The organism is Cupriavidus sp. 8B, from assembly GCF_054589115.1.
Map to the genome: position 1 here is coordinate 1 of NZ_BAAILO010000035.1, position 25,916 is coordinate 25,916.

Annotated in this window: 26 protein-coding genes; 16 read left to right on the forward strand and 10 right to left on the reverse strand. The window is 67.2% G+C overall.

Annotated elements, in window-relative coordinates; all coding sequences use genetic code 11:
• Nucleotides 1-140 precede the first annotated feature (140 nt).
• From trpS to ACYP5B_RS03000, 5 genes are all read right to left on the reverse strand, one after another.
• Nucleotides 141-1,163, reverse strand: a complete 1,023-nt coding sequence (gene trpS / locus ACYP5B_RS02980; protein WP_400095778.1) for a tryptophan--tRNA ligase — start codon at nt 1,161-1,163, stop codon at nt 141-143.
• Between the two features lie 161 nt (nt 1,164-1,324).
• Complete coding sequence (gene rsmA / locus ACYP5B_RS02985; protein WP_400095780.1) at nt 1,325-2,146, reverse strand: 16S rRNA (adenine(1518)-N(6)/adenine(1519)-N(6))-dimethyltransferase RsmA; 822 nt, start codon at nt 2,144-2,146, stop codon at nt 1,325-1,327.
• Nucleotides 2,147-2,166: 20 nt separating this feature from the next.
• Complete coding sequence (gene pdxA / locus ACYP5B_RS02990) at nt 2,167-3,216, reverse strand: 4-hydroxythreonine-4-phosphate dehydrogenase PdxA (RefSeq protein WP_400095782.1); 1,050 nt, start codon at nt 3,214-3,216, stop codon at nt 2,167-2,169.
• Between the two features lie 18 nt (nt 3,217-3,234).
• Nucleotides 3,235-4,725: a peptidylprolyl isomerase gene (locus ACYP5B_RS02995; protein WP_267605535.1), complete on the reverse strand. Its 1,491-nt coding sequence runs from the start codon at nt 4,723-4,725 to the stop codon at nt 3,235-3,237.
• 9 nt (nt 4,726-4,734) lie between these two features.
• Nucleotides 4,735-7,143, reverse strand: a complete 2,409-nt coding sequence (locus ACYP5B_RS03000; RefSeq protein ID WP_459568492.1) for an LPS-assembly protein LptD — start codon at nt 7,141-7,143, stop codon at nt 4,735-4,737.
• Nucleotides 7,144-7,299: 156 nt separating this feature from the next.
• Between ACYP5B_RS03000 and ACYP5B_RS03005 the strand changes: the two genes are divergently transcribed.
• The 16 genes from ACYP5B_RS03005 to ACYP5B_RS03080 all read left to right on the forward strand — a co-directional run bounded on the left by ACYP5B_RS03005 (nt 7,300) and on the right by ACYP5B_RS03080 (nt 22,360).
• Entirely contained in the window at nt 7,300-8,334 is a 1,035-nt protein-coding gene (locus ACYP5B_RS03005; RefSeq protein ID WP_459568494.1) for an aminoglycoside phosphotransferase family protein, read from the forward strand.
• Between the two features lie 31 nt (nt 8,335-8,365).
• Nucleotides 8,366-9,118, forward strand: coding sequence for an AzlC family ABC transporter permease (locus tag ACYP5B_RS03010; RefSeq protein ID WP_459568495.1), 753 nt, complete (start codon nt 8,366-8,368; stop codon nt 9,116-9,118).
• Nucleotides 9,115-9,453, forward strand: a complete 339-nt coding sequence (locus tag ACYP5B_RS03015) for an AzlD domain-containing protein (RefSeq protein WP_318237878.1) — start codon at nt 9,115-9,117, stop codon at nt 9,451-9,453. Before ACYP5B_RS03010 ends, ACYP5B_RS03015 begins: the two co-directional genes overlap by 4 nt.
• Nucleotides 9,454-9,470: 17 nt before the next feature.
• Nucleotides 9,471-10,211, forward strand: a complete 741-nt coding sequence (gene murU, locus ACYP5B_RS03020; RefSeq protein ID WP_400095788.1) for an N-acetylmuramate alpha-1-phosphate uridylyltransferase MurU — start codon at nt 9,471-9,473, stop codon at nt 10,209-10,211.
• 81 nt (nt 10,212-10,292) lie between these two features.
• Nucleotides 10,293-11,675, forward strand: a complete 1,383-nt coding sequence (locus ACYP5B_RS03025) for an aminopeptidase P N-terminal domain-containing protein (protein WP_459568496.1) — start codon at nt 10,293-10,295, stop codon at nt 11,673-11,675.
• Nucleotides 11,672-12,199 carry a hypothetical protein gene (locus tag ACYP5B_RS03030; protein ID WP_459568497.1) on the forward strand — a complete coding sequence of 176 codons (528 nt, stop codon included), beginning with the start codon at nt 11,672-11,674 and terminating at the stop codon, nt 12,197-12,199. The genes ACYP5B_RS03025 and ACYP5B_RS03030 overlap by 4 nt, the downstream gene beginning before the upstream one ends.
• Nucleotides 12,180-13,421: a UbiH/UbiF/VisC/COQ6 family ubiquinone biosynthesis hydroxylase gene (locus tag ACYP5B_RS03035; protein WP_459568498.1), complete on the forward strand. Its 1,242-nt coding sequence runs from the start codon at nt 12,180-12,182 to the stop codon at nt 13,419-13,421. The genes ACYP5B_RS03030 and ACYP5B_RS03035 overlap by 20 nt, the downstream gene beginning before the upstream one ends.
• 208 nt (nt 13,422-13,629) lie before the next feature.
• On the forward strand, nt 13,630-14,733 hold the full coding sequence (gene dusB / locus ACYP5B_RS03040) for a tRNA dihydrouridine synthase DusB (RefSeq protein WP_459568499.1): 1,104 nt from the start codon (nt 13,630-13,632) through the stop codon (nt 14,731-14,733).
• Complete coding sequence (locus tag ACYP5B_RS03045; protein WP_006156396.1) at nt 14,730-14,963, forward strand: Fis family transcriptional regulator; 234 nt, start codon at nt 14,730-14,732, stop codon at nt 14,961-14,963. Before dusB ends, ACYP5B_RS03045 begins: the two co-directional genes overlap by 4 nt.
• A gap of 17 nt (nt 14,964-14,980) precedes the next feature.
• Nucleotides 14,981-16,555: a bifunctional phosphoribosylaminoimidazolecarboxamide formyltransferase/IMP cyclohydrolase gene (purH, locus tag ACYP5B_RS03050; protein WP_400095797.1), complete on the forward strand. Its 1,575-nt coding sequence runs from the start codon at nt 14,981-14,983 to the stop codon at nt 16,553-16,555.
• Between the two features lie 431 nt (nt 16,556-16,986).
• The gene (gene ruvC / locus ACYP5B_RS03055) at nt 16,987-17,532 is read left to right on the forward strand and encodes a crossover junction endodeoxyribonuclease RuvC (protein WP_267605525.1); all 546 of its coding nucleotides are present in this window, start codon (nt 16,987-16,989) and stop codon (nt 17,530-17,532) included.
• Nucleotides 17,533-17,609: 77 nt separating this feature from the next.
• Complete coding sequence (locus ACYP5B_RS03060) at nt 17,610-18,797, forward strand: glycerophosphodiester phosphodiesterase (protein ID WP_459568500.1); 1,188 nt, start codon at nt 17,610-17,612, stop codon at nt 18,795-18,797.
• Between the two features lie 180 nt (nt 18,798-18,977).
• A complete protein-coding gene (gene ruvA / locus ACYP5B_RS03065) occupies nt 18,978-19,559 on the forward strand; it encodes a Holliday junction branch migration protein RuvA (RefSeq protein WP_006156399.1) in 582 nt (193 codons plus the stop codon).
• Nucleotides 19,560-19,686: 127 nt separating this feature from the next.
• Nucleotides 19,687-20,745: a Holliday junction branch migration DNA helicase RuvB gene (ruvB, locus tag ACYP5B_RS03070; protein ID WP_318236699.1), complete on the forward strand. Its 1,059-nt coding sequence runs from the start codon at nt 19,687-19,689 to the stop codon at nt 20,743-20,745.
• Nucleotides 20,746-20,920: 175 nt separating this feature from the next.
• Entirely contained in the window at nt 20,921-21,505 is a 585-nt protein-coding gene (locus tag ACYP5B_RS03075) for a BPSL1445 family SYLF domain-containing lipoprotein (protein ID WP_459568501.1), read from the forward strand.
• A 129-nt stretch (nt 21,506-21,634) separates the two neighbouring features.
• Entirely contained in the window at nt 21,635-22,360 is a 726-nt protein-coding gene (locus ACYP5B_RS03080) for a queuosine precursor transporter (protein ID WP_459568502.1), read from the forward strand.
• 17 nt (nt 22,361-22,377) lie between these two features.
• On the opposite strand, the gene ACYP5B_RS03085 is transcribed toward ACYP5B_RS03080, so the two are convergent.
• From ACYP5B_RS03085 to tyrS, 5 genes are all read right to left on the reverse strand, one after another.
• Nucleotides 22,378-23,052 carry a histidine phosphatase family protein gene (locus ACYP5B_RS03085; RefSeq protein ID WP_459568503.1) on the reverse strand — a complete coding sequence of 225 codons (675 nt, stop codon included), beginning with the start codon at nt 23,050-23,052 and terminating at the stop codon, nt 22,378-22,380.
• Between the two features lie 111 nt (nt 23,053-23,163).
• Nucleotides 23,164-23,823 carry a YbhB/YbcL family Raf kinase inhibitor-like protein gene (locus ACYP5B_RS03090; RefSeq protein ID WP_267605519.1) on the reverse strand — a complete coding sequence of 220 codons (660 nt, stop codon included), beginning with the start codon at nt 23,821-23,823 and terminating at the stop codon, nt 23,164-23,166.
• A gap of 47 nt (nt 23,824-23,870) precedes the next feature.
• On the reverse strand, nt 23,871-24,038 hold the full coding sequence (locus tag ACYP5B_RS03095; RefSeq protein ID WP_400095805.1) for a hypothetical protein: 168 nt from the start codon (nt 24,036-24,038) through the stop codon (nt 23,871-23,873).
• Between the two features lie 22 nt (nt 24,039-24,060).
• Nucleotides 24,061-24,561 carry a D-aminoacyl-tRNA deacylase gene (gene dtd, locus ACYP5B_RS03100; protein WP_459568504.1) on the reverse strand — a complete coding sequence of 167 codons (501 nt, stop codon included), beginning with the start codon at nt 24,559-24,561 and terminating at the stop codon, nt 24,061-24,063.
• Between the two features lie 19 nt (nt 24,562-24,580).
• A complete protein-coding gene (tyrS, locus tag ACYP5B_RS03105; protein ID WP_318236705.1) occupies nt 24,581-25,822 on the reverse strand; it encodes a tyrosine--tRNA ligase in 1,242 nt (413 codons plus the stop codon).
• Nucleotides 25,823-25,916: the final 94 nt, after the last annotated feature.

Sequence of the window (25,916 nt, forward strand, 5' to 3'; positions counted from 1 at the left end):
GCACTCAACCCTCGGCTATGTCTCGCCTACCGCTTATGAGGCCAAGCCAACAGCAAAACAACCTATCAGCCTGTCCGAAAAAACTTGACCACTACACAGTTGCAGTTAAGCAGTTGCAACCCCTCGCCCCCCAAAAAAACTCAGAACCGGAACGTTCCCAGCGCCTCACGCACTTCATCCAGCGTAGCCTGAGTCACCACGCGAGCCCGCTCCGTCCCCTGCTTCAAGATATCGAACACCGACGCCGGATCCTTCGCCAGCTCCTCGCGCCGCTCGCGAATCGGCGCCAGCAGCGCCTGCAGCACCCCATCCAGCCTGCGCTTGAGCACCATATCGCCCAAGCCGCCACGCCGATAGTGTTCCTTCAACTCGGCCACTTCATCGACAGCCTCGTCGAACGCGTCGAGGTAGGTGAACACCACATTGCCTTCGACCTGGCCCGGATCGGACACCTTGAGGTGGTTGGCGTCGGTGTACATGCGCATGACCGCTTCCTTGACCTGCTCGGGCGAGGCCGCCAGCGAGATCGCGTTGCCTTGCGACTTGCTCATCTTGGCCTTGCCGTCGACGCCGGGCAGCCGGCCAAAGCGCGGGATCAGCGCGGCGGCTTCCGGCAGTACTTCGCGGCCAACCTGGTGGTTGATGCGGCGCGCAATCTCGTTGGTCTGCTCGATCAGGGGCGCCTGGTCCTCGCCGACCGGCACCACGGTGGCCTTGAAGCCGGTGATGTCGGCAGCTTGCGATGCCGGGTAGCACAGGAAGCCCGCCGGGATATCGCGGCCGAAGCCGCGCGCCTGGATCTCATCCTTGATGGTCGGGTTGCGTTCGAGCCGGGCCACCGTGACGAAGTTCAGGTACATCAGGGTCAGTTCGGCCAGCGCGGGCAGGTGCGACTGCACCGTGATGGTGGTCTTGGCCGGGTCGATGCCGACCGCGAGGTAGTCCAGCGCCACCTCCAGCACGTTGCGCCGCACCTTGTCCGGATCGTGCGCGTTGTCGGTCATGGCCTGGGTGTCGGCCAGCAACAGGTATTGCTTGTGGGTGTCCTGCAGCGCCACGCGGCTCTTGAGCGAGCCAACGTAATGGCCAAGGTGAAGCTGGCCGGTGGGGCGGTCGCCGGTGAGGATGACCTTGCGCTGGGGCGCCTGCGTTTCGCTAGTCATGGCATTTCCTTCGGTAAGAGAAGCGCCGCGGGGCCGGTCAGCGCAGGCAGTTTGCTGCCAACCGGGCTGCGGCGGCTGGAGTCGGGATCAGGGGATGACGACGTGCCGCTGCGTTCAGCAGCGCCACCAATGGCAATGGGAACGGGAGCCGGCCGCGCGCATCATGTGGCCGGGGTTTCAAGCTGGCGCGCCAGGCCGACGTACTCGGCCACGGGGACTTCCTCGGCACGGCGCGCCAGGTCGAAGCCAAGCGCTTCAAAATCGACCTGGTCGCGCAGCATCGACAGCGTATTGCGCAGGACCTTGCGCCGCTGCGAGAACGCCGCGGCCACCACGTCGCCCAGCACCGTCAGGTCGCACGCGGGATACGGCGAGCGCAACTGGCCATCGGGCTGCCGCGGCCAGGGGATCATGCGCACCACGGCGGAGTCGACCTTGGGCGGCGGGTTGAACGAGGCCGGCGGCACGTCGAGCACATGCTCCATGTGATAGCGCACCTGCAGCATGATCGACAGCCGCCCAAAGGCCTTGCTGCCGGGCTCGGCCACCATGCGCTCGACCACTTCCTTTTGCAGCATGAAGTGCTGGTCGCGCACCTGGTCGGCAAACTCGGCCAGGTGGAACAGCAGCGGGCTGGAGATGTTGTAGGGCAGGTTGCCGACGATGCGCAGCGGCTTGCCGGCTTCGCACAGCTTGCCGAAATCGAAGGCCAGCGCGTCGCCGGCGTGGATCACCAGCCGCTCGCCGTAGCGGCGGCGCAGGCGCTCCACCAGGTCGCGGTCAAGCTCGACCACCTGCATCTGCGGCAGGCGCTCCAGCAGCGGCTGGGTCAGCGCGCCGAGGCCGGGGCCGATCTCGACCAGGGTGTCGCCGTGCTGCGGGTCGATAGCACTGACGATGCCGTGGATGATGCCGTCATCGACCAGGAAGTTCTGCCCGAATCGTTTGCGGGCCACATGGCCCTGGTGTACGTTGGAACGCATAGTTTGGTCTCGCTCGGGCGTCAGCGTGTTGCCGTCAGCGGCGCGACGCGCGGCCGGCCGTTGGCGTGGCCGGCCATGGCGATGGCGTTGCGGATCGCCTCGATCATGCTGCCGTGCTCGGCCTGGCCACTTGCGGCCAGGTCGAGCGCGGTGCCATGGTCGACCGAGGTGCGGATAAAGGGCAGCCCCAGCGTGATGTTCACGCCGTGGCCAAAGGTGCCGTACTTGAGCGGGGCCAGGCCCTGGTCGTGGTACATCGCCAGCACGCAGTCCGCCCCATCGAGATGGCGGGGCTGGAACAGCGTGTCGGCCGGATACGGGCCGCGGGCATCGATGCCCGCGTCCACGGCATGGGCCAGCGCGGGAATGATCACATCGATTTCCTCATGGCCCATGTGGCCGCTTTCGCCGGCATGCGGGTTCAGGCCGGTCACCAGGATGCGCGGCCGGGCGATGCCGAAATGCCGGCGCAGGTCGTGGTCGACGATGGCCAGCGTTTCTTCCAGCATGGACACGGTCAGCGCATCGGGCACCGCGCGCAATGGCAGGTGGGTGGTGGCCAGCGCCACGCGCAGCATGGCGTTGGCATGCGCGGGCTGCGGGCCGGCCAGCATCATCACCACGCGCGGCACGCGGGCGCGCTCGGCCAGGTATTCGGTGTGCCCGGTGAAGGGCACGCCGGCATCGTTGATGGTGCTCTTCTGCACGGGCGCTGTCACCATGCCGGCAAAGCGCCGCGTGCCGTTGGTGCCCGCCATGCAGCCATCGATGGCGGCATCGAGCAAGGCGAGCACATAGGCACCGTTGCGCGCATCCAGCCGGCCAGCATCGCAAGGCACGGCCAGAGGGATATCGTCGCACACCACGCTGCCATCCGCCAGCCGGTGCGCCCAGGCTTGCGCGACACCCAGCGCGGCGGCGCGTGCCGCCAGCAGGCCCGCGTCGCCCAGCACGTGGAAACGCACCTGCGGATGCTCGCCGGCGAGTTGCAGCAAGGCACCAACGGTGATGTCGGGGCCAATGCCGGCGGGCTCCCCGGTGGTGACGGCTAGCGCGAGCGTCTCGGACATGGTGGCGATGGGTTCTGGTTAGCGCTGGCGGTTGACGCGGTATTCCACGTAGGCGGCCTGGCGCAACTGGCGCTGCCAGTCTTCATACGCCGCGCGCACCTTCTGCTCGCGGAGTTCCGCGCGGGCAAAGTCGCGCTGCTTCTCCGGCGTGACCTCGGTCTCGCGGCGGTTGAGCACCTGGATCAGGTGCACGCCGAACTGCGTGACGATGGGCTCGGACACCTCGCCCGGGCGCAGGCGGCTCATGGCCTGCTCGAACTCCGGCACCAGTTCGCCCGGCGATACCCAGCCGAGATCGCCGCCGTTCTGCGCCGAGCCATCCTGGGAGAAGCGCTTGGCCGCGTCGGCGAAATCGCCACCGTGGGTGATGCGATCGCGCAGCGTGGAAAGCTGGCGGCGCGCCTCGGCTTCCGGCATGTTGGGGCCGGTGCGGATCAGGATATGGCGCACCTGGGTCTGCGTGATGTGATTGCTGGCCTCAGGGTTCGACGATGCCGGCGGCGCGGTGCGCTTGGCCACCAGCTTGAGCACGTGGAAACCGTTGGCGCTCTCGATGACCTGGGGCGCCACGCCACCGGGCTGCAGGTCAAGCACGGCATTGGCAAACAGCGCCGGCAGCCGGCCGATTTCGCGGAAGCCGAGCGAGCCGCCCTGGGCGGCCTCGGGGCCGTCGGAGCCCTGCGCCAGCTGGGCGAAATCCGCGCCGCCCTGGGCCTGCTTGAGCAGGCCTTCGGCCTTGGCGCGCAAAGTGGCCTTCTGTGCTTCGGAGGCATCCTCCGGCACGCGCACCAGGATCTGGGCCACGTTGTATTCAGTGGGGCCGCTGGCGGCGGCGCCCTGGCCGCCACGGGCGGCGAGATAGTTGTCGATCTCGCCGTCATAGACCTGGATCTTGGAGTCGACTTCGCGCTCGCGCAGGCGGATCACCTGGACCTGCTTGCGCAGCTCGTCGCGGTACTTGGTCCAGGTCATGCCGCTGCGCTCGACCTGGCTGCGCAGGTCGGTCGCATTAATGTGGTTTTGCTGCGCGACCGACTCGACGGCGCGGTCCACTTCCTGGTCCGTCACCTTGATGCCGGCATCCTGCGCGGCCTGCGTCTGCACGCGCTCCATCACCAGCCGCTCGAGCACTTCGCCCAACAGGTCGGCGCGCGCCGGCACCGGCCGGTTGGCCTGGCGCAGCTGCGATTCGATCTCGTCGGCGCGATCCAGCAGCTCACGCCGTGTGATCACGCTGTTGTTGACGATCGCCACCACCTCGTCCACCAGTTGCGAGCGCTGGGCACTCGTGCCCGGCTGCGTCACCCCCAGGCGCGGCTGGCTGGGAGAAGCGGCAGCGCTGTCGCCGGCCTGGGGCATGAAGATGCCGGTGGCCTTCTGCCCGGGCGCCTTGAGCTGCGCCGAAGCGGGCAGCGCGAAGGCGGCCAGCAGTGCGGTCAGCAGCAAGCTTTGCCAGCCGGTCAGGCGGGAAGACATCGAGGAGAGCGCGTTGAATTCTTGACGTTTCATCATGGTCCGTCATTCATAGTGGTCGAACTGGGATGGGATAACAGGCTTGGCGAGGACGGGCTCATAACCCGGCACGTTCAGCCGCAGCACATCCAGCGGATTGGAACCGATCTTGGATAACCCGCGGAACTCCACCTGGAAGAAGATGCGCCCGGTGTAGCCCTGCGAGGTATTGCGGAAGCGCTGGTAGACCACACGGCCAACCCAGCAATCCGCTGCGTATTCGAAGCCGGCCAGCGCGTCAACCAACTGGCTCGCGCTCAGGTCGAACGCGACCCGGCCGATGCCATAGGTGCGCTGGGACAGCGGCCACTGGCTCGACACCTCGAACTGGTCGATGGCGGTATTGTCCGTCACCGAAGTCGGGCGCCGGTAGCGATAGCCGATATTCAGCGTCTTTCGCTGCTCCGGCCGCCAGGAGAAGGCAATGTTCGAGTAGATCACTCGTGCGCTGTCCGGGTTGTACTGCATCCCCGCATCGAGGTAGTAACCCTTGAACATCTGGATGGTCGTCGCCGCCAGCAGGTCGGAATAGCCTGCCTTGCCTATCGGGTCGGTGCCGCTGATCTGCACGCGCTGGCCCGTCAGGTCGAAACGCTGCGCGATCGTGCCACGGAAGCGCTCGATGCCGCTGCTTGCCTCGATCAGGCGCGTGGTCACGCCCGCCGTCACCTTATTGTTGTCAGCGATGCGGTCATAGCCGGTGAACGGGTTTTCACTGAAGATCTGGCCGTAGCCGAAGTCGGACTGTACGGTATCGAACAGCGGGAACTGGCTCTGGTCACGGAACGGCGTGTAGACGTAGAACAGGCGTGGCTCGAGCGTCTGCACGTAGTTGACGCCAAACAAGCGGCTCATGGTCGGCGCTTCGCGCTCGAAGGTCATGCCCGAATCCAGGCTGAGCGTCGGCAGCGTGCGGTTCAGTGTGGTGGGTGTGCCGGCGGCGACCGAGCCGGGTTCCATCTGGTACTGGGTGGCGTTGAACGATACCTTGGGCGTGACGAACCAGCCCGGGCGCACGATCGGATAGCTGATCGAAGACTGGACGAAGAGCCGGTCACCTTCCGGTTGCTGCGTGCCATCCGAAGTCAGCGGGATACGGAAGCGCGTGAAATCGGTCTGGACTTGGACGTCGAAGCCGGCCAGATCATACCGTGTATAGCTGCCATTGATCTGCGGCACGCGCTCGTAAGAGGGCTGGCTCGGCGTCAGGGTCTGGAACTTCTGCACGCGCGCGAGCACGGAAAAATCCTGCCAGGTGTAAGAAACACCCCCTTCCTGCGTGTATTGCCTCTGAGTCGCCTGCGTCACCGATCGTGTCAGGTCGTCGGGGTACTGGTTGTCCGAAACCTTGTTCACATTGACGTAGGCGGTAAGGCCACGGGCGAGCAACTGGGTGTGCTGGACCGAATAAGCCCAGCGATTGGTCTTGGTCTTTTGATCGTCCGGAAGGAGCTCGCCGCGCAGGCGTCCGCTATAGCCATCACCGACGTAGCGATAGTCGCTACCTAGTTGCGCCCCGCGCGAGCTCAGATAGCGCGGGAACAACGTCAGATCCCGATTGGGCGCGATATTGAAGTAATACGGCACCGTCAGGTCGGCCCCCGAGCGCGAGCTGTAGCCGAACAGCGGCGGCAGCACGCCGCTGCGGCGCTCGTTGTTGAGCGGGAAGCTGAACACCGGTGCCGCCATGATCGGCACATCGAAAAAGCGCAGCACGCCGCCATAGGCGGTGCCCACCTGGCGGTCGCTGTCGATATCGAGCTCGCGCGCGCTGAAATACCAGTCCGCGTTGTCCGGCGAACAGGTCGTATAGGTGGCGCGCTTGATCGTGCTCAGGTTCTTGTCGATGAAATCGATGCGCTCGGCCTTGCCCGAGCCGCCGGTCTGCTGGAAATAGTAGTCCGGCGACAGCATGTAGCCTTCGTTGGCCTCGACCCGCAGCCGGGCTTCCGGCCCGACCGAGAGTGAGCCGTCGCGGGCGATGCGGGCATTGCCGTGGACAAAAGCCTCGTCGCTGTCCTGGTCGTAGGTGAGCTTGTCGCCCTTGACCACGCCGCCAGCGCGGCGCAGCTCGGCGTTGCCCTCGAGTTCCACGCCGCGCTGGTTATAGCCGGTCATGCGGTCGCCCGAGACAAAGGTGGGCGGATTGTCGTCGGGTTCGGCCGGCGTGGTCCTGGCCGTGCCCGGCTCAGCCAGGCGCGGCACCAGCTCGCCGGCTACCGGCGGGGCCTCGGGCATCGCCTCGACGGTCGGCTCGGCCACCGGCAGGTCGGGAATGGCGGAGCTCACGGCCTGCGCGTGCGCACCCACCGACCAGCCGGCCATGGCCAGCACGAGCGGGCGCAACGCGCTGCCGGGGAGTCGTGCCGGTGTCTTGCTAGCCTTCTGGTTCGGTGATCGTCGTTGTTCGGTCATGCGAGCGGGTCATGAGTCAGAGCGGCGGCGGCGGCCCAGCAACCGCCAGCCACCGCCGAAGCAGGCTGTCGGGCTGGGGGAGGCCCGCCTGGGAGCCGCCCTGGGGCCTGGGTCTGGTCGGGTATTATACGGGGCATCCTATTCTCCCTTTCCGGCATGGCAGCACATCCTCTCGACCCGCGTCTCGACCAGCTCAAAGTCTGGGTGTCCGGACTCGGTCCGGCCTGGTCCGTTAACCCCGACTCCTGCGCCCCGGCATCGGCCGACGCCAGCTTCCGGCGGTACTTCCGGGCCAGCACCAGCCACCCCGACCATCCGAGCGTGATCGTGATGGATGCGCCGCCCGCGCAGGAGGACTGCCGCCCGTTCATCCATGTGGCGGAACTGTTCGGCGCCGCCGGCGTGAACGTGCCCAAGGTACTGGCGCAGGATCTCGAACAAGGCTTCCTGCTGCTCAGCGACCTGGGCAACACCACGTATCTGTCCCGGCTGGACGCTGCCAGCGCGCGCGGCCTCTATGGCGATGCCTGCGCCGCGCTCGTGAAGATCCAGCTCGCGACCTGCCCCGGCACCTTGCCCGCCTACGACCGCGCGCTGCTGCAGCGTGAAGTCGACCTGTTCCCGCAGTGGTACGTGACCCGGCACCTGGGTGTGACACTCACGCCCGACCAGGAATCCGGACTGGCCGATGTGATGCAGACGCTGCTGGCCAACAACCTGGCCCAGCCGCAGGTGTACGTGCATCGCGACTATCACTCGCGCAACCTGATGGTGCTTGAGGGCGAGGCCAATCCCGGCATCCTCGATTTCCAGGACGCGGTGATCGGCCCCATCACCTATGACGCGGTGTCGCTATGGCGCGATGCCTATATTGAATGGGACGAGCAGGAGCAACTCGACTGGCTGATCCGCTACTGGGAACGCGCGCGCAAGGCCGGGCTGCCGGTGGCGCCCGATTTTGGCGACTTCTACCGGGATTTCGAGTGGATGGGCCTGCAGCGCCACCTCAAGGTGCTCGGCATCTTTGCCCGCCTTTACCATCGCGACGGCAAGGATGGCTACCTGGCCAACCTGCCGCTGGTGCTCAAGTACGCTCGCCAGGTGGCGGGCCGCTACATCGAGCTGCGCAGGCTGGTACGCCTGTTCGACGCCCTCGATGGCGTCGAACGCCCGGTCAGCTACACCTTCTGATGCCAGCGCAAGCCATGCCGGGTGCACAGCCATGATCTCCGGCGGCCACCCTCCGGGCAAGCTCACCCGCGGCGGCGAGTGGTGGGCCGGCGTGCGCGCGCTGGCGCCCATGCTGCTGGGCGTGGCTCCGTTCGGCCTGATCTATGGCGTGCTGGCGGTCAACGCCGGCATGCCCGCGTGGCTGGCCTGCGCCATGAGCGCGATCGTGTTCGGTGGCGCCTCGCAGATGATCCTGACGCAGCTGTGGGCGGCGGGCACGCCGGCGGTGCTGATTGCCGTGACGGTCGCCATGGTCAACCTGCGCCATGCGCTGTACTCGGCCACCATGGCCCCGGCGCTGGCGCACCTGCCGGGCCGCTGGAAGGCGCTGATCGCCTACCTGCTGACCGACGAGGCCTTCGCCGCCATGACGCGGCGCCTTGGCGACGACAACGAGCACAAGCGCTACCGCCACTGGTTCTTCTTTGGCGCCGGCTTCGCGCTGTGGGCCAGCTGGCAGGTCTCGACGCTGGCGGGCGTGCTGGTGGGCGCCCAGATCCCGCGCGACTGGCCGCTCGATTTCTTCCTGCCGCTCACCTTCATCGCCATCATCGTGCCCGGCATCAAGCACCGCCCGCACGCCGCGGCGGCGCTGGTGGCCACGGCGCTGGCGGTGGCCTGCTACGGCATGCCGCACAAGCTCGGCCTGATGGCCGCGGCGCTGGGCGGGATTGCCGTGGGCATGCTGCTGCTGGGCAAGGACCGCGGGCAGCGCAAGCCGGCCGCGACGGAGCCTGCCGCATGAGCCAGCTGACCCTGCTGCTGGTATTCATCGGCGCCGGCCTCGCCACCTTCCTGATCCGCCTGTCCTTCATTGCCGTGGAAGGCCGGGTGCGGCTGCCGTCGTGGTTCCGCACCGCGCTGCAGTTCGTGCCGGCCGCCATGCTCTCGGCGTTGATCGCCCCCGACCTGCTGATGCGCGATGGCCAGCTCGACATCGGCCCTGGCAACGCGCGCCTGATTGCCGGCCTGGTGGCCATCGTCATCGCCGCCAGGACGCGCAGCATCGGCTGGACCATCGCCGGCGGCATGGGCACCCTGATCGCAATGACATACCTGCTGAACCACGCGCTGAAATAAGCGCCGGAGACCCTGCATTGAAAGCCATGATTTTTGCAGCCGGGCGCGGCGAGCGCATGCGCCCGCTGACCGATGCCTGCCCCAAGCCGCTGCTGCAGGTGGGCGGAAAACCGCTGATCGTCTGGAAGATCGAGGCGCTGGCGCGTGCCGGCTTCAAGGACATCGTGATCAACCACGCCTGGCTTGGCGAGCAAATCGAACAGGCGCTCGGTGATGGCAACCGCTTCGGCGTGTGCCTGGCGTACTCGGCCGAGCCCAGCGCGCTGGAAACCGCCGGCGGCATTGCCCAGGCGCTGCCGCTGTTGTCTGCCGCGCCCGAGCGCGGAGAGATATTCCTGGCGGTATCCGGCGACATCTTCACCGACTACGACTTCCGCGCCCTGCTGCCCCGGGCGCGCGCCATGGCCGGTGCGCCCGAGCCGCGCATGCACCTGGTGATGGTGCCCAATCCGCCATTCCATCCGCGCGGCGATTTTGCACTCGGGGCCGATGGCTTGCTGCTGCCCGCGCCCACGGCAACGGCACCGAGCCTGACCTTCGGCAATATCGGCCTGTACGACACCCGGCTGTTTACTGCTATCGAGCCCGGCCAGAAAGTTGCCATGACGCCTTACTACCGCGCCGCGGTGGCAGCCGGGCTAGCCAGCGGCGAGCGCTTCGACGGCGCCTGGGAGAACATCGGCACGCCGGCCCAGCTGGCGGCACTCGATGCCGCAGTGCTAGCCCGGGCCGGCACCGCGTGCGCACCCCTGCCCTGAGCGGGTCCAGCACGTCCAGGCCCGCACCGGCAATCCGGCGGCGTTAGAATCGCCTTATTCCCCATCCACGTGGCCCAACACATGTCCGCACCCGACTCCGCCCTCCTTCTCGCCTGTCGCGACCGGCGCGCCCGCGTGCTGCAGCAATTGCGCGTCGCCGGCGGCGGCGTGGCCATCCTGCCCACCGCGCCGGAAGCCATGCGCAACCGCGATAGCGACTATCCCTATCGCCACGACAGCTATTTCTACTACCTGACCGGCTTCACCGAGCCGGAGGCAGTGCTGGTCCTGGTGGCGCAGGCGTCCGGCGCCGAGCGCAGCATCCTGTTCTGCCGCCCCAAGCACGAAGAACGCGAGATCTGGGATGGCTTCCGCTATGGCCCGGAAGGCGCGCAGGCGGCCTTCGGCTTCGACGAAGCGCATTCGGTCGAGGAGATCGACGCCCTGCTGCCGTCGCTGCTGGCCAACCACGCCGTGGTGGCCTACCCGCTGGCCGCCAACACCCGCACCGACATGCAGGTGCGGCGCTGGCTGGAAACGGTGCGCATGCAAGGCCGCGCCGGCGTGACCGCGCCATCGACGGCGATCGACATCCGCACCATCCTCGACGAGATGCGCTTGTTCAAGGACGCCGGCGAGATTGTCACCATGCGCCGCGCCGCCGAGATCTCGGCCCAGGCCCATGTGCGCGCCATGCGCGCGTCGCGCGAGGGGCTGCGCGAGTACCACCTGGAAGCCGAGCTGCTCTACGAATTCCGCCGCCACGGCGCGCAGAGCGTCGCCTATAACTCGATCGTCGCCACCGGCCCCAATGGCTGCGTGCTGCATTACCGCGCCGGCCCCGCCGAGCTGCGCAACGGCGACCTGTGCCTGATCGACGCCGGCTGCGAGCTCGACGGCTATGCGTCCGACATCACCCGCACTTTCCCCGTCTCCGGCCGCTTCTCGCCGGCCCAGCGCGAGTTGTATGACCTGGTGGTGGCCGCACAGGAAGCCGCCATCGCCGAGACCCGCCCCGGCGTGCCCTACAACGTGCCGCACGACGCGGCGACCCGCGTGCTGGCGCAGGGCATGCTCGATACCGGCCTGCTCGACGCGAACCGCTGCGGCAGCCTGGACGACGTGCTCGCCAGCGGCAGCTACCGCCAGTTCTACATGCACCGCACCGGCCACTGGCTAGGCATGGACGTGCATGACGTGGGCGAATACCGCGTGCCCGGTGCCGCGCCGGCCGAGGGCGAGCGCGCCTGGCGCCCGCTCGAGCCCGGCATGGTGCTGACGGTGGAGCCCGGCATCTACGTGCGCCCGGCACCGGACGTGCCGGAGCGCTTCTGGCATATCGGCATCCGCATCGAGGACGATGCGGTTGTCACCGATGGCGGCTGCGAACTGATGACGCGTGGCGTCCCGGTCAAGGCCGACGAAATCGAGGCGCTGATGCGCGACGCGGGAGGTGCACGATGATCAGCTGGCTACGCAAGATACTTCCGACGGGCAATCGCGCACAGGCCAGCCGCGCGCGCTCCGTCGATCCCGGGCAACCGTTCGTGGTCAACCTCTACGACGACCGGCTCGTCGTGCATCGCCCCGATGGCCAGCGCGAAGAACTCGAATGGGATGTGATCGAGCGCGTGGTGGTGCGGGTCTCGAACCGCGAGCCGTGGGCCGGCAAAGCATGGCTGATCCTGGTGGGAGACCCCAAGTCCAACGGCACGCCCCGGGGCTGCGTGGTGCCGCTCGATGCGGCCAATCACGCGGCGCTGTTGGAACGCCTGCAGGCATTTCCCGGCTTCAACCAGCAGAAACTGGACAACGCCCTGAGCGACGCGGCGGCGGGCAAGCACCGCACCGACGCCAATTGCTGGAAGCGCGGCGCGCAGCCGGCGGAATCGGACGCCATGGACACCATGCACACCATGGGCAATGCGAGCAACGACAGCAACCCGTTCGCCCAGCCAGGCAGCGCGCATGAGCCCGGCAAGCACTGAAGTCTCTGCGGACACGGATATCGCCATCGTCGGCGCGGGGCCGGTAGGCCTCGCGCTGGCCTGCCTGTTGCTGCGCAGGAGCCCGTGGCGCCTGACCTTGATCGACGCCGCCACGCCTGCGCGCGCGTCCCGCGATCCGCGCGCCATCGCGCTGTCCTACGGCAGCCGCCAGCTGCTCGAGCAGATCGGCGCGTGGCCCCGCGCCGTCACGCCGATCGAGCATATCCATGTCTCGCAACGCGGGCGGTTCGGCCACGTCAGGTTGCACAGCGACGACTACGACGTGCCCGCGCTGGGCTATGTGGTGCGCTACGGCGAGCTGTGCGAGGCACTTGAGCGCGCGCTGGCCCAGGCCATCCAGGCCAGCCCCGCTGCCGCTGGCGAGCGCCTGGCACGGGTCTATGAGACACGCATCGATCACCTGGAGCAATCCGGTCCCGATACGGCCGGCCTGGTGCGCCTCTCCGGCCATGGGCATGACCGGCAGCCCGCCGCCCTTGGCGCGCGCCTGGCGGTGCAGGCCGAAGGCGGCCTGTTCCACCAGCAGTCCACCCGCGCGCAGCGTGGCGTGCAGGCGCAGAAATACCGGCGCGACTACGGGCAGACCGCGATCGTGGCCCACGTGGCCTGCTCGCGCCCGCAGCCTGGCTGGGCCTGGGAGCGCTTTACCGAGGAAGGGCCGCTGGCGCTGCTGCCGCATGAAGAGCACGGCACGCCCGGCTACGCCCTGGTCTGGTGCTGCCCGCCAGAACAGGCGGCGCGCCGGCTCGCGCTGCCCGAAGGCGAGTTCCTCGCTGAACTGGAACAAGCATTCGGCCCGCGCATGGGCCGCTTCACCGGCATTGGCAAGCGCCATGCCTTCCCGCTCGGGCTGAACGCGGCGCCCGTCACCGTGCAGGGCCGCGTGGTGGCGGTCGGCAATGCGGCGCAGACGCTACATCCGGTAGCCGGCCAGGGCCTCAACCTCGGCCTGCGCGATGCCTTTGCCCTGGCGCTCGCGCTGCGCGCCGACTGCAGCCTGCAAGCCTTGCAGGCGTTTGCGGCGCAACAAAAGCTGGATCGGGCCGTCACCATCGGCGTGACCGACCTGCTCCCCCGCGTGTTTGGCGTTTCCTACCCGCTCGCTGCCCACGCGCGTGGGGCTTCCTTGGCGGCGCTCGCTTGCCTGGGACCGCTCAAGGACACGCTGGCGCGCCAGATGATGTACGGCATGCGCCGCTAAAGGCGGCGCCGACAACATTGTTTGCAATGCGGCCCGGCGCAATATTTGCTCAAATCTTGAGCAACCGGGGCCGTTTGGCGGTAAAATCCTGCCCTCACACATGCCCACTGAATGACGCCGAGCGCTGTTTCGGCAGGGCATGCCATTTTCATTTTTGTCTAGTTGCGGGCCGCCTTGCGGCCCCTCGTCAGCCGCTACAGTCGCTATCGTGCAAATCGGACCGCACCAACTCCGCAACAACCTGTTCGTCGCGCCTATGGCCGGTGTGACGGACCGGCCATTCCGCCAGCTGTGCAAACGGCTGGGGGCGGGCTACGCGGTGTCCGAAATGGTGGCCTCCAACGCGCAGTTGTGGAAGAGCGAAAAAACCATGCGGCGCGCCAACCACACCGGCGAAGTCGAGCCCATCGCGGTGCAGATCGCCGGCGCCGAGCCGGCCATGATGGCGGAAGCCGCGCGCCATAACGTCGAGCGCGGCGCGCAGATCATCGACATCAACATGGGCTGCCCGGCCAAGAAGGTGTGCAATGTGGCCGCCGGCTCGGCGCTGCTGCAAAACGAGCCGCTGGTGGTGCGCATCGTCCAGGCGGTGGTCGCCGCCGTGGCCGAGGTCGATCCGAGCGTGCCCGTCACGCTCAAGATCCGTACCGGCTGGGACCGCCAGAACCGCAATGCGCTTCGCATTGCGCGCATGGTGGAAGACGCCGGCATCAGCATGCTCACCGTGCACGGGCGCACGCGCGCCGACCTGTACAAGGGCGAAGCCGAGTACGAGACCATTGCCGCGGTCAAGGCAGCGCTGTCCATCCCCGTGGTCGCCAATGGCGACGTCACCACGCCGCAAAAAGCCAAGCATGTGCTGGCCGTGACCGGCGCCGACGCCATCATGATCGGGCGCGCGGCGCAGGGCCGGCCCTGGCTGTTCCGCGAGATCGAGCACTACCTCGCCACCGGCGAGCTGCTGCCGTCGCCGGAAGTGGCCGAGATCCGCGCCATCATGAACGCGCACCTGGAAGACCACTACGACTTCTACGGCGAGTTCACCGGCGTGCGCACCGCGCGCAAGCACATTGCCTGGTACACGCGCGGCCTGGCCGGCGCCAACCTGTTCCGCCACCGCATGAACACGCTGGACAGCACCACGGCACAGCTCGCCGCGGTCAACGAATTCTTCGATGAGCAGGCGCAGCTGTCGGAGCGCCTGGTCTATGTGGAAGAAGGCGCCAACGGCACGGATGATGCGATCGACGCCGACAACGAGAAACGCAACCAGTCGAACAACAACAATAACGGGGAGTTGCTTGCCGCATGAGCCGCAACGCTATCGACCAGTGCATCCGGGACAGCCTGGGTGCCTACTTTCGCGACCTGGACGGTGAAGAGCCGTCGAATATGTACAACATGGTGCTCGAAGCCGTGGAACGGCCGCTGCTTGAAGCAGTGATGGCGCGCGCCGAGCGCAACCAGTCGCTCGCGGCCGCCTACCTGGGCATCAATCGCAATACGCTGCGCAAGAAGTTGCAGCAGCACGGTTTACTTTGAAGCGTCTCCCCATAGCCATGATCAAGCAAGCCCTCCTCTCCGTATCCGACAAGACCGGCATCGTCGAATTTGCCCGCGAGCTCAACGCGCTCGGCATCGCGCTGCTCTCCACCGGCGGCACCGCCAAGCTGCTCGCCGAAGCCGGCCTGCCAGTCACGGAGGTGGCCGACTACACCGGTTTCCCCGAAATGCTCGACGGCCGCGTCAAGACCCTGCACCCGAAGGTGCACGGCGGCATCCTGGCCCGCCGTGACCTGCCCGAGCACATGGCGGCGCTGGCCGAGCACAACATCCCCACCATCGACCTGCTGGTCGTGAACCTGTACCCGTTCCAGCAAACCGTGGCCAAGGATGACTGCTCGCTGCCGGATGCCATCGAGAACATCGACATCGGCGGCCCCACCATGCTGCGCTCGGCCGCCAAGAACCACCGCGACGTCACCGTCATCGTCGACCCGGCCGACTACGCGCCGGTGCTGGAAGAAATGCGCGCCAACGCCAACAGCGTCGGCTACGACACCAACTTCCGCCTGGCCACCAAGGTGTTCGCCCACACCGCGCAGTACGACGGCGCCATCACCAACTACCTGACCAGCCTCGGCGCTGACAAGTCGCACCAGACCCGCAGCGCCTACCCGCAGACGCTGAACGTGGCCTTCGAGAAGGTGCAGGAGATGCGCTACGGCGAGAACCCGCACCAGTCGGCCGCCTTCTACCGCGACCTGAAGGCCTCCGACGGCGCGCTGGCCAACTACACGCAACTGCAAGGCAAGGAACTGTCGTACAACAACATCGCCGACGCCGATGCGGCATGGGAATGCGTCAAGACCTTCGGCGCCGCCACCGGCGCGGCCTGCGTGATCATCAAGCACGCCAACCCGTGCGGCGTGGCAGTCGGCGCCAATGCGCTGGAAGCCTACGAAAAAGCCCTCAAGACCGACTCGACCTCGGCCTTCGGCGGCATCATCGCCTTCAACGTCGAGCTGGACGAAGCCGCCGCGCAAGCCGTGGCCAAGCAGTTCGTCGAAGTGCTGATCGCCCCGTCCTTCAGCGCCGGCGCGCGCGCCGTGTTTGCTGCCAAGCAGAACGTGCGCCTGCTGGAAATCCCGCTGGGCAACGGCCTCAACCCGTATGACTTCAAGCGCGTCGGCGGCGGCCTGCTGGTGCAAAGCCCCGACGCCAGGAACGTCCAGCAGGACGAACTGCGCGTGGTGACCAAGCGCCAGCCCACGCCCAAGGAAATGGACGACCTGATGTTCGCCTGGCGCGTGGCCAAGTTCGTCAAGTCGAACGCCATCGTGTTCTGCGGCGGCGGCATGACGCTCGGCGTCGGCGCCGGCCAGATGAGCCGCGTGGACTCGGCCCGCATCGCCAGCATCAAGGCGCAAAACGCTGGCCTCACGCTGGCAGGTTCGGCCGTGGCCTCGGACGCCTTCTTCCCGTTCCGCGACGGCCTGGACGTGGTGGTGGATGCAGGTGCCACCTGCGTCATCCAGCCGGGCGGCTCGATGCGCGACGACGAAGTGATCGCCGCAGCGGACGAGCGCAATATCGCGATGGTGCTGACCGGCGTTCGTCACTTCCGCCATTGACGCATTGAGGTCCAGGCTGGGCACTTGAACGCATCGCGGCATCGCAAGCGCCCGCCCTCTCCCCCGGCCCCTCTCCCGCAAGCGGGAGAGGGGAGCAAACCAGCGGGAGCAGAAACGACATCGTCAGACCAACGATTCGGTGTAGCCGTGTTTCCCGCCCCCAGGCGGGAAACACCCACGCGCGATGCGAAGCGAGCCGTGAAGGTGTGCCAAGGCCGTATGGGGCGCCTCGGGGGTGTCGCCCCATCCGGCGCGCCTTGTTTGCCTACTTTTTTGGCAAGACAAAAAAGTAGGTCGCCGCCCCGCAGGGGTAGTGAAACTGCAGTTGACTTTAAGCAGTTGCAGTTGCAGTTGCAGTTGCAGTTGCAGCCGCCCCTACCCTCCCAACGTTACAATCCCCCATCACCCATTAAAAGCCGAGCCCGACCCTCATGCGTATCCTCGGCATCGACCCCGGCCTCCGCACCACCGGCTTCGGCGTGCTCGAAAAGCACGGCAACAAGCTAACCTACATCGCCTCCGGCACCATCAAGAGCGACGGCGACAGCGGCCTGCCGGCAAGGCTGAAAACCCTCTTCGACGGCATCAGCGAAGTCACCCGCACCTACGCGCCCGATTGCGCCGCGATCGAGAAAGTATTCGTCAACGTCAACCCGCAATCCACGCTGCTGCTGGGCCAGGCCCGCGGCGCGGCGATCTGCGGGCTGGTGGCGCATGGCCTGCCGGTGTTCGAGTACACAGCACTGCAATTGAAGGTGGCGGTAGTCGGCTACGGCCGCGCCAACAAGGAACAGGTGCAGGAAATGGTGATGCGCCTGCTGAGCCTGACGGGGCGGCCCAGCTCCGACGCGGCGGATGCGCTGGGCATGGCAATCTGCCATGCCAATGGCAGCAACACGCTCACCGCCCTGACCGGGCTGGCCCCGGACCTGGTGCGCAAGGGCATGCGCGTACGGCGTGGGCGCCTGATCGGCTAAGTGAGCCAAGCGGCTAAGCAGCCGCCTGCACCTTCAAGTCTCTTACAATCGAGCGATCGCCCGCCAAAGGATGCCGCATGCTCCGCTCGCTTCGCGCGTTCCGCGCCTTGAATTCGCCCCGCTCCGCTCGCCTGCCAGCACTGCTGTCCGCGCTGGCCGCCGCGGTCCTCGCCGGCTGCGCCGCGCAGCCGCCCGTGGCCACCGCCCCGGCAGCCCCGGCCCCCAGCCCGGCGCCAACCGCGCCCAAGGCGCTGGTGATCGGGCATCGCGGCGCCAGCGCGCTGCGCCCTGAGCACACGCTGGCGTCCTACCAGCGCGCCATCGACGACGGTGCCGACGTGGTGGAGCCCGACCTGGTGATGACGCGCGACGGCGTGCTGGTAGCCCGGCACGAGAACGAGATCGGCACCACGACCAATGTGGCGGAGCTGCCCCAGTTCGCCAGCCGCAAGCGCATCAAGGTGATCGACGGCGAGCGCCTGGACGGCTGGTTCACCGAAGACTTCACGTTGGCAGAGCTCAAGACGTTGCGCGCGCGCGAGCGCATCCCGCAGGTGCGCAAGGCCAATACCCAGTACAACGACAAGTTCGAGATCCCCACCTTCGACGAGATCATCGAGCTGGTGGCCAAGGCATCGCAACGCAGCGGGCGCGTGATCGGCCTGTATCCGGAAACCAAGCACCCGAGCTATTTCCGCGGCATCGGGCTGCCGCTGGAGGAGAAGCTGGTGGCCACGCTGCAAGCCCATGCGTATACGCGCAGCGCGCCCGTATTCGTGCAGTCCTTCGAGACCGGCAACCTGCGCGAGATGCGCCAGCGCCTGGCCCAGGGCATGCCCAATGTGAAGCTCATCCAATTGATGGGTGGCGCGAAGAACCGGCCTGCCGACTGGCGCCTGGCCGGCGACACCCGCACCTTCGCCAACATGATGACCCCGATCGGCCTGCGCGAAGTCGCCAGCTACGCCAACGGCATCGGCCCGGAGAAGTCCAACGTGGTGCCCCGCGACGCCAACGGCAACCTCGGCACGCCGACCGCGCTGGTGCGCAACGCGCACGCGGCCGGCTTGCTGGTCCATCCCTATACCTTCCGCCCTGAGAACACCTTCCTGCCGCGCAACCTGCGCACCGGCGGCGATGATGCCACGCGCAGCCCCGGCGGCATGGTGCGCGAGGTGCAAGCATTCCTCGCCGCCGGCATCGACGGCTTCTTCACCGACGATCCCGCGCTGGGACGCCAGGCGGTGGACACGCTGGGCCGATAGCTGATAGCCGATAGCCGATAGCCGATAGCCATCGGCCAATGTGGCCCGGCAGCGCCGGTACGCCGCACGCTGGGCTACACTGGCGGCCTTCGCGATGGCGGGCCTTCCCCTGCGGTGCCCGCCGCCGCACTCCCTTCCCATCCCGGCGCACGCGCCGTAATTCGCTGCAGACACCACACCATGATCGGACGCATCGCCGGCACCCTCATCGAGAAGAATCCCCCGCACCTGCTGGTCGATTGCCACGGCGTCGGCTATGAGATCGACGTGCCGATGAGCACCTTCTACAACCTGCCCGCCGTCGGCCATCCCGTCACCCTGCTGACCCAGCAGATCGTGCGAGAGGATGCGCACCTGCTGTACGGCTTCGGCAGCGCCACCGAGCGCAACACCTTCCGCGAGTTGATCAAGATCACCGGCATCGGCGCGCGCATGGCGCTGGCGGTGCTCTCCGGCATGTCGGTCAGCGAACTGGCGCAGGCCATCACGCTGCAGGAAGCCGGGCGCCTGACGCGCGTGCCGGGCATCGGCAAGAAGACCGCCGAGCGCCTGCTGCTAGAGCTCAAGGGCAAGCTGGGCGCCGAGCTTGGGGCTGCGCCCGGCAGCACCCCGGTGCACGACAACGCCGTCGACATCCTCAACGCCCTGCTGGCACTCGGCTACTCGGAGAAGGAGGCGGCACTGGCGATCAAGCCGGTGCCGGCCGGCACTGGCGTGTCGGACGGCATCAAGATGGCGCTGAAGTCGCTATCCAAGGGTTGACCCGACCGGATCGAGGGCGGGCCAAGGACGCTCCCGACGCTGAGCCCGCGCTGGCGGCACAGGGCCCACGCGGCCGGCGCCACGCCCGGAAGGGCTACAATCCAACCACTTTGCCCGCATCCGTAACATGATCGAAACCGACAAGCTAGCCACCGAGCGGGGCCCCGATCGCGTGATCGCCCCCACCGCCGTCTCCCCCAACGAAGAGGCCTTCGAGCGCGCGCTGCGTCCCAAGCTGCTCGACGAATACGTCGGCCAGGAAAAAGTGCGCGGCCAGCTCGACATCTTCATGCACGCCGCGCGCAACCGCCGCGAAGCGCTCGATCACGTGCTGCTGTTCGGGCCACCTGGGCTGGGCAAGACCACGCTGGCGCACATCATCGCCCGTGAGATGGGCGTCAACCTGCGCCAGACCTCGGGCCCGGTGCTGGAGCGCCCGGGCGACCTGGCCGCGCTGCTGACCAACCTGGAAGCCAACGACGTCCTGTTCATCGACGAAATACACCGGCTTTCCCCGGTCGTCGAGGAAATCCTGTACCCGGCGCTCGAGGACTACCAGATCGACATCATGATCGGCGAAGGCCCGGCCGCGCGCTCGGTCAAGCTGGACCTGCAGCCCTTCACGCTGGTCGGCGCCACCACCCGCGCGGGCATGCTGACCAACCCGCTGCGCGATCGCTTCGGCATCGTGGCACGGCTGGAGTTCTACACTGCCGAGGAGCTCTCGCGCATCGTCACGCGCTCCGCCCAGCTGCTGGGTGCCCGCATCGACCCGATGGGCGCGCTGGAAATCGCACGCCGCGCGCGCGGCACGCCGCGGATCGCCAACCGGCTGCTGCGCCGCGTGCGCGACTTTGCGGAGGTCAAAGGAGACGGCAACATCACCCGCGCGATTGCCGACGCCGCACTCGCCATGCTCGACGTGGACGCGGTCGGCTTCGACCTGATGGACCGCAAGCTGCTGGAAGCGATCCTGCTCAAGTTCAGCGGCGGCCCGGTGGGCGTGGATAACCTGGCCGCTGCCATCGGCGAGGAGCGCGACACCATCGAGGACGTGCTCGAGCCTTTCTTGATCCAGCAGGGCTACCTGCAGCGCACACCACGGGGCCGCATGGCCACCGCTGCCGCCTACCGGCACTTCGGGCTGGCCGCCCCCGGGGACAGCGGCGATCCGGCGCCTGCCTGAGCGGCATCGAAATCCGCATTAAATAGTTTCGAGGCCCCCAGACAATTCTTTTGTCATGCATTGCTGCGGGCAACCTCCTTGTCCACAATGACTTAGCCCCGACCGCCAAGGCAAGGCGACGACAGACGGCAGATGCCCGACGGCCGGCTAACGGATCCCAGACAGGAGAGAGCACATGAATCGACGCCACTTTGTCACCCGGCTGGCGGGCTCGAGCCTGGTCGTGGCCACCGCGTTCGCGGCTGGCTGCACCACGACCGGCACCTATGCGCCAACCGACGCGGCGGCCAAGAAGAAAGAAATCGATGCCGGTGCCGACGGCGCGCTCAACCGGCTGTTCACGACAGTCGACGGCTCGCGCGAGCTGGCGTCGCGAGCCCAGGGCATCCTGATTTTCCCGCGTGTGCTGTCTGCTGGGCTGGTAGTTGGCGGCGAATACGGCGAGGGCGTGCTGCGCTCAAACGGTGCCCCGATGGGCTACTACCGCACGACCTCTGCCTCGGTCGGCCTGACTGCCGGCGGCCAGTCCAAGTCGGTGGTGCTGATGTTCATGACGCCCGATGCCTACAACAAGTTCGTCAGCAGCAGCGGCTGGACGGTCGGCGCGGATGCCGGCGTGGCGCTCGCCAAGGTCGGTGCCAACGGCAAACTCGATACGATCACCGGCCAGCAGCCGGTGATCGCCTTCCTGCAGACCAATGTCGGGCTGATGTTCGACGTGTCGCTGGACGGCTCCAAGATCAGCAAGCTGAACATCTAGCCGCAGCCCCCACGCAGGCAGCCCTGGCCCGTGGCGACCCGGCCAGGGTGCCCGCTCGTCTACAGTGTGGCGGGGCAAGGTGGTGGCGCGGCTGGCATAATCGCGCAAAATCGCCCCTGGAACACCCCGATGACCATGTCAAGCGCCACGCCCGCCCACAGCGGGCGCGTCTATCGTTACTACGATCTTGTGATGGTGGCTTTCGTCACGGTCCTGCTGTGCTCCAACCTGATCGGCGCGGCCAAGGCGGCCCAGGTCACGCTGCCGGTGATCGGCGCGGTGACCTTCGGCGCGGGCGTGCTGTTCTTCCCGATCTCCTACATTTTTGGGGACGTGCTGACCGAGGTCTACGGCTACGGGCGGGATCGCCGCGTGGTCTGGGCCGGATTCGCCGCGCTGGCATTCGCCACCTTCATGAGCCTGGCGGTGCTGAAGATGCCGGTGGCGCCCTTCATGAGCGATTACCAGAAGAGCCTGGAAGACGTCTTCGGCAATACCTGGCGCATCGCGATGGGCTCGCTGATCGCGTTCTGCTGCGGCAGCTTCACCAACAGCTACGTGCTGGCCAAGATGAAGCTGTGGACCAATGGCCGCTGGCTGTGGACCCGCACCATCGGCTCCACGCTGGCCGGCGAGCTGGTCGATTCCTCGCTGTTCTACGTGATCGCCTTCTACGGCATCTGGCCGCTGGAGAAGGTGATCCAGGTCGCCATTGCCCAGTACATCCTCAAGACCACATGGGAAGTGGTGATGACGCCGGTCACCTACAAGGTGGTGAACTTCCTCAAGCGCGCCGAGCGCGAAGACTTCTACGACCGCAATACCGATTTCACGCCCTTCCGCCTGCGGGTGTAGCGCGCGGCCAGCGCGGCTCAGGGCACCCTGCGGTCGACTTCGTCGAGGGTAAGCGTTTCCAGGTGGCCCACGTCCGCCCACTGCATGACCGTGAGCCGCACGCTGTCGCAGCGCAGCCGGTTGATGCTGGCATTGAGCAGCTCGTGCCGGCGCGGCGCCTCCAGCGTCATGTCGTTGGCTTCGCGGTACAGGCAGTCCAGCACGCCGCCGTGCGCCACCAGGGCAATGCGCTCGCCGGGATGGCGGCGCCCGAGCGCCAGCGCGGCTTCCACCGCGCGCTCGTGAAACGCCAGCAAGGACTCACCGCCATCGGGCGCGTAGTCGGGAACCCGCGCTTGCCACCTGGCGAAATCCTCGGGCAGCTGCTCGGCCACTTCCGCGTAGGTCATGCCTTCGAGCGAGCCGTAGCAGCGCTCGCGCAAGCGGGGATCGGGCTGCACCGCAAGGCCAAGCGCCTCGGCCAGCGGCGCCGCCGTCTGCATCGCGCGCGACAGGTCGCTGGCGTAGACCGCATCAATCGGCTCGACCGCCAGCGCCTGGGCCAGGGCATCCGCCTGCGCCGCGCCGGTGGCGTTGAGCGGGATGTCGAGCTGGCCTTGCAGGCGCCGTTCGCGGTTCCATGCGGTCTCACCGTGACGGATCAGGATCAGGTGGGTGAAGGCCAGCGAATGCGGCCCGGGCAATTGCGACATGCCGTTTCCTCTACGCGACTCAGGCGCTTTAGGCGATTTAGGCGATTTAGGCGACGCTACGCGGTCGTAGCGTCCCTGGCGGGCAGCGCTTGCGCGCCGCGCGGCCCATGCTTACTTCGCCGGCTGGCCGGCGAGTTTCGGATTGAGGGTATAGGTGCCGGTGAAGGCGGCCTGCGCCAGTACGTGGCCCTGGATGGCTTCGCGCACCTGGGCGCCCGTGAAGGTGCCCTCGAGCGGCAGGCGGTCCAGGTCGAGCGCGTAGACGGTGAACACGTAACGGTGCACCAGGCTGTCGTTCCACGGCGGGCAAGGGCCGTCGTAGCCGTAGTAGTCGCCCTTCATGTCCGGGTCGCCGGCAAACCAGCCGGTGTAGTCGTTCAGGCCGTGGCGCAGCCCGCCCGCCGCGGCGGTGCCGCCGGTGGCCTCGGGGCCCGGCTTGCCGCGCGCGATCACGCCATCACTGTGGGTGCCCGCCGAGATAGTGCGCAGCCCCATCGGAATATCCACCAGCACCCAGTGAAAGAAGTCCACGCGCGGCAACGAGGCGGGCACTTCGCGCCCTTCCTGGTTGACGTCGTCGCCGCGGCTGGGCACGTCCGGATCGTGGCAGGTCAGCACAAAGGAACGCGTCTCGGCCGGCGCCTCATCCCAGTGCAGGTCGGGATTGCGGTTGCTCGACAGCGTCACGTGGGTGGCGGGGTCGATCGCACCGAAAGCGAACTCGACGGGAATCGGCCCGTTGTCGCTAAATGCCTTGCTCCAGAGTTTCATGTTTCTCTCCTTGCTGGGTTGCGCCGCGCGCTGCGCGGCATGCGGGATCAGGCCGAGGCCGGTCCCGGCGGTGAGGTGCGGCGGCGGTAGCTGAGCTGCAGCAGGCCGTCGTCGAAGGCGCGGTGCGCCGCCAGTTGCCAGTCCACGCTGCCGTCCGGCGAAGCGATCATGCCGTCGAGGCTGGTGGCGATGTAGAGGGTAACTGTCTGGGTCATGTCCGGTCAGGCCGTCGCCGCATCAGCCGCTGGCCTGCGCTGGCTGGGAATTGGTGGCCGGCGCGGCCGGCGGCACGCGCAGCCAGAAGGTGACCGGACCGTCGTTGACCAGGCTGACCTGCATCATGGCGCCGAACTCGCCGGTCTGCACCTCGCCATGCGCGGCGCGCGCGCGCGCCACGAAATGGTTGTACAGGCGCTCGCCATCGGCCGGCGCCGCGGCCGGGGTGAAACTGGGCCGCGTGCCGCTGTTGGTATCGGCGGCCAGCGTGAACTGCGACACCACCAGCAGGCCGCCGCGCGTGCCGCGGCCATCGATGTCCTGCACGGGCAGGTTCATCTTGCCGGCCTCATCGGAGAACACGCGGTAAGCCAGCAGCTTGGCGAGTAGCCGCTCGGCCTGCGCTTCGGTGTCGCCACGCTCGGCGCAGACCAGTGCCAGCAGGCCGGCGCCGATCTCCCCGGTAGTGCGGCCGTCGACAGTGACGCGGGCCTGTGCGACCCGCTGGATCAACGCGATCATGAACCGTCCCTGCCCGGCCTCAGGCCAGCGTCACGCGTGCGAAGCGGCGCTTGCCCACTTGCACGACGTAGCTGCCAGCCTCGACCTTCAGCCCCTTGTCGCTGACGATGGTGCCGTCGATCTTGACGCCGCCCTGCTCGATATTGCGGTTGGCTTCCGACGTGGAAGGCACCAGGTTGGCCTGCTTGAGCAACTGGCCGATGCCCAGCGGCGCGCCGGAAAGGCTGACCTCGGGGATTTCGTCGGGCACGCCGCCGCGCGCGCGGTGGTTGAAGTCCTCAAGCGCGCGCTCGGCGTCGGCAGCGCTGTGGAAGCGCGTGACGATCTCCTGGCCGAGCATCACCTTGCAGTCGCGCGGATTGCGGCCCAGCGAGATCTCCTGCTTCATCAGGTCGATCTCGCTCATGGGGCGGAACGACAGCAGCTCGAAGTACTTCCACATCAGGTCGTCCGAGATGCTCATCAGCTTGCCGAACATCTCGCTCGGGGCTTCGGTCACGCCGATGTAGTTGCCCTTGGACTTGGACATCTTCTCCACGCCGTCCAGGCCCACCAGCAGCGGCATGGTCAGGATGCACTGCTGCTCCTGGCCGTATTCCTTCTGCAGCTCGCGGCCCACCAGCAGGTTGAACTTCTGGTCGGTGCCGCCCAGCTCCAGGTCGGCCTTGAGCGCGACCGAATCGTAGCCCTGCATGAGCGGGTAAAGGAACTCATGCACCGAAATCGGAATCCCAGTGCGGAACCGTTTGGTGAAGTCGTCGCGCTCCATCATCCGCGCCACGGTGTACTTGGCCGCCAGCTGGATCATGCCGCGCGCACCCAGCGGATCGCACCACTCGCTGTTGTAGCGGATCTCGGTCCTGGCCGGATCCAGCACCAGGCTGGCCTGGCTGTAGTAGGTCTGGGCGTTGGCCTCGATCTGCTCGCGCGTGAGCGGAGGACGGGTGGCGTTGCGCCCGGACGGATCGCCGATGGTGGAGGTGAAGTCGCCGATCAGGAAGATGACCTGGTGGCCCAGGTCTTGCAACTGACGCATCTTGTTGAGCACCACCGTGTGGCCGATATGGATATCGGGCGCGGTCGGGTCCAGCCCCAGCTTGATGCGCAGCGGCACGCCGGTGGCCTCGCTGCGCGCGAGCTTGGCCAGCCATTCGGATTCGACCAGCAGTTCGTCGCAACCGCGCTTGGACACCTCCAGGGCGTGCATCACTGTGGGCGTGAGGGGGTAGGAGGTGGCAGCGCCGGAGGAAACTTCAGTCATGACGTAAGTCTTTGAAAAACATGAGAATTCAGACGGGGACACAAAAACGGCTTGCGGCCGGTTTTGGTATAATCCGCGCTTCTTGTGCAAACGG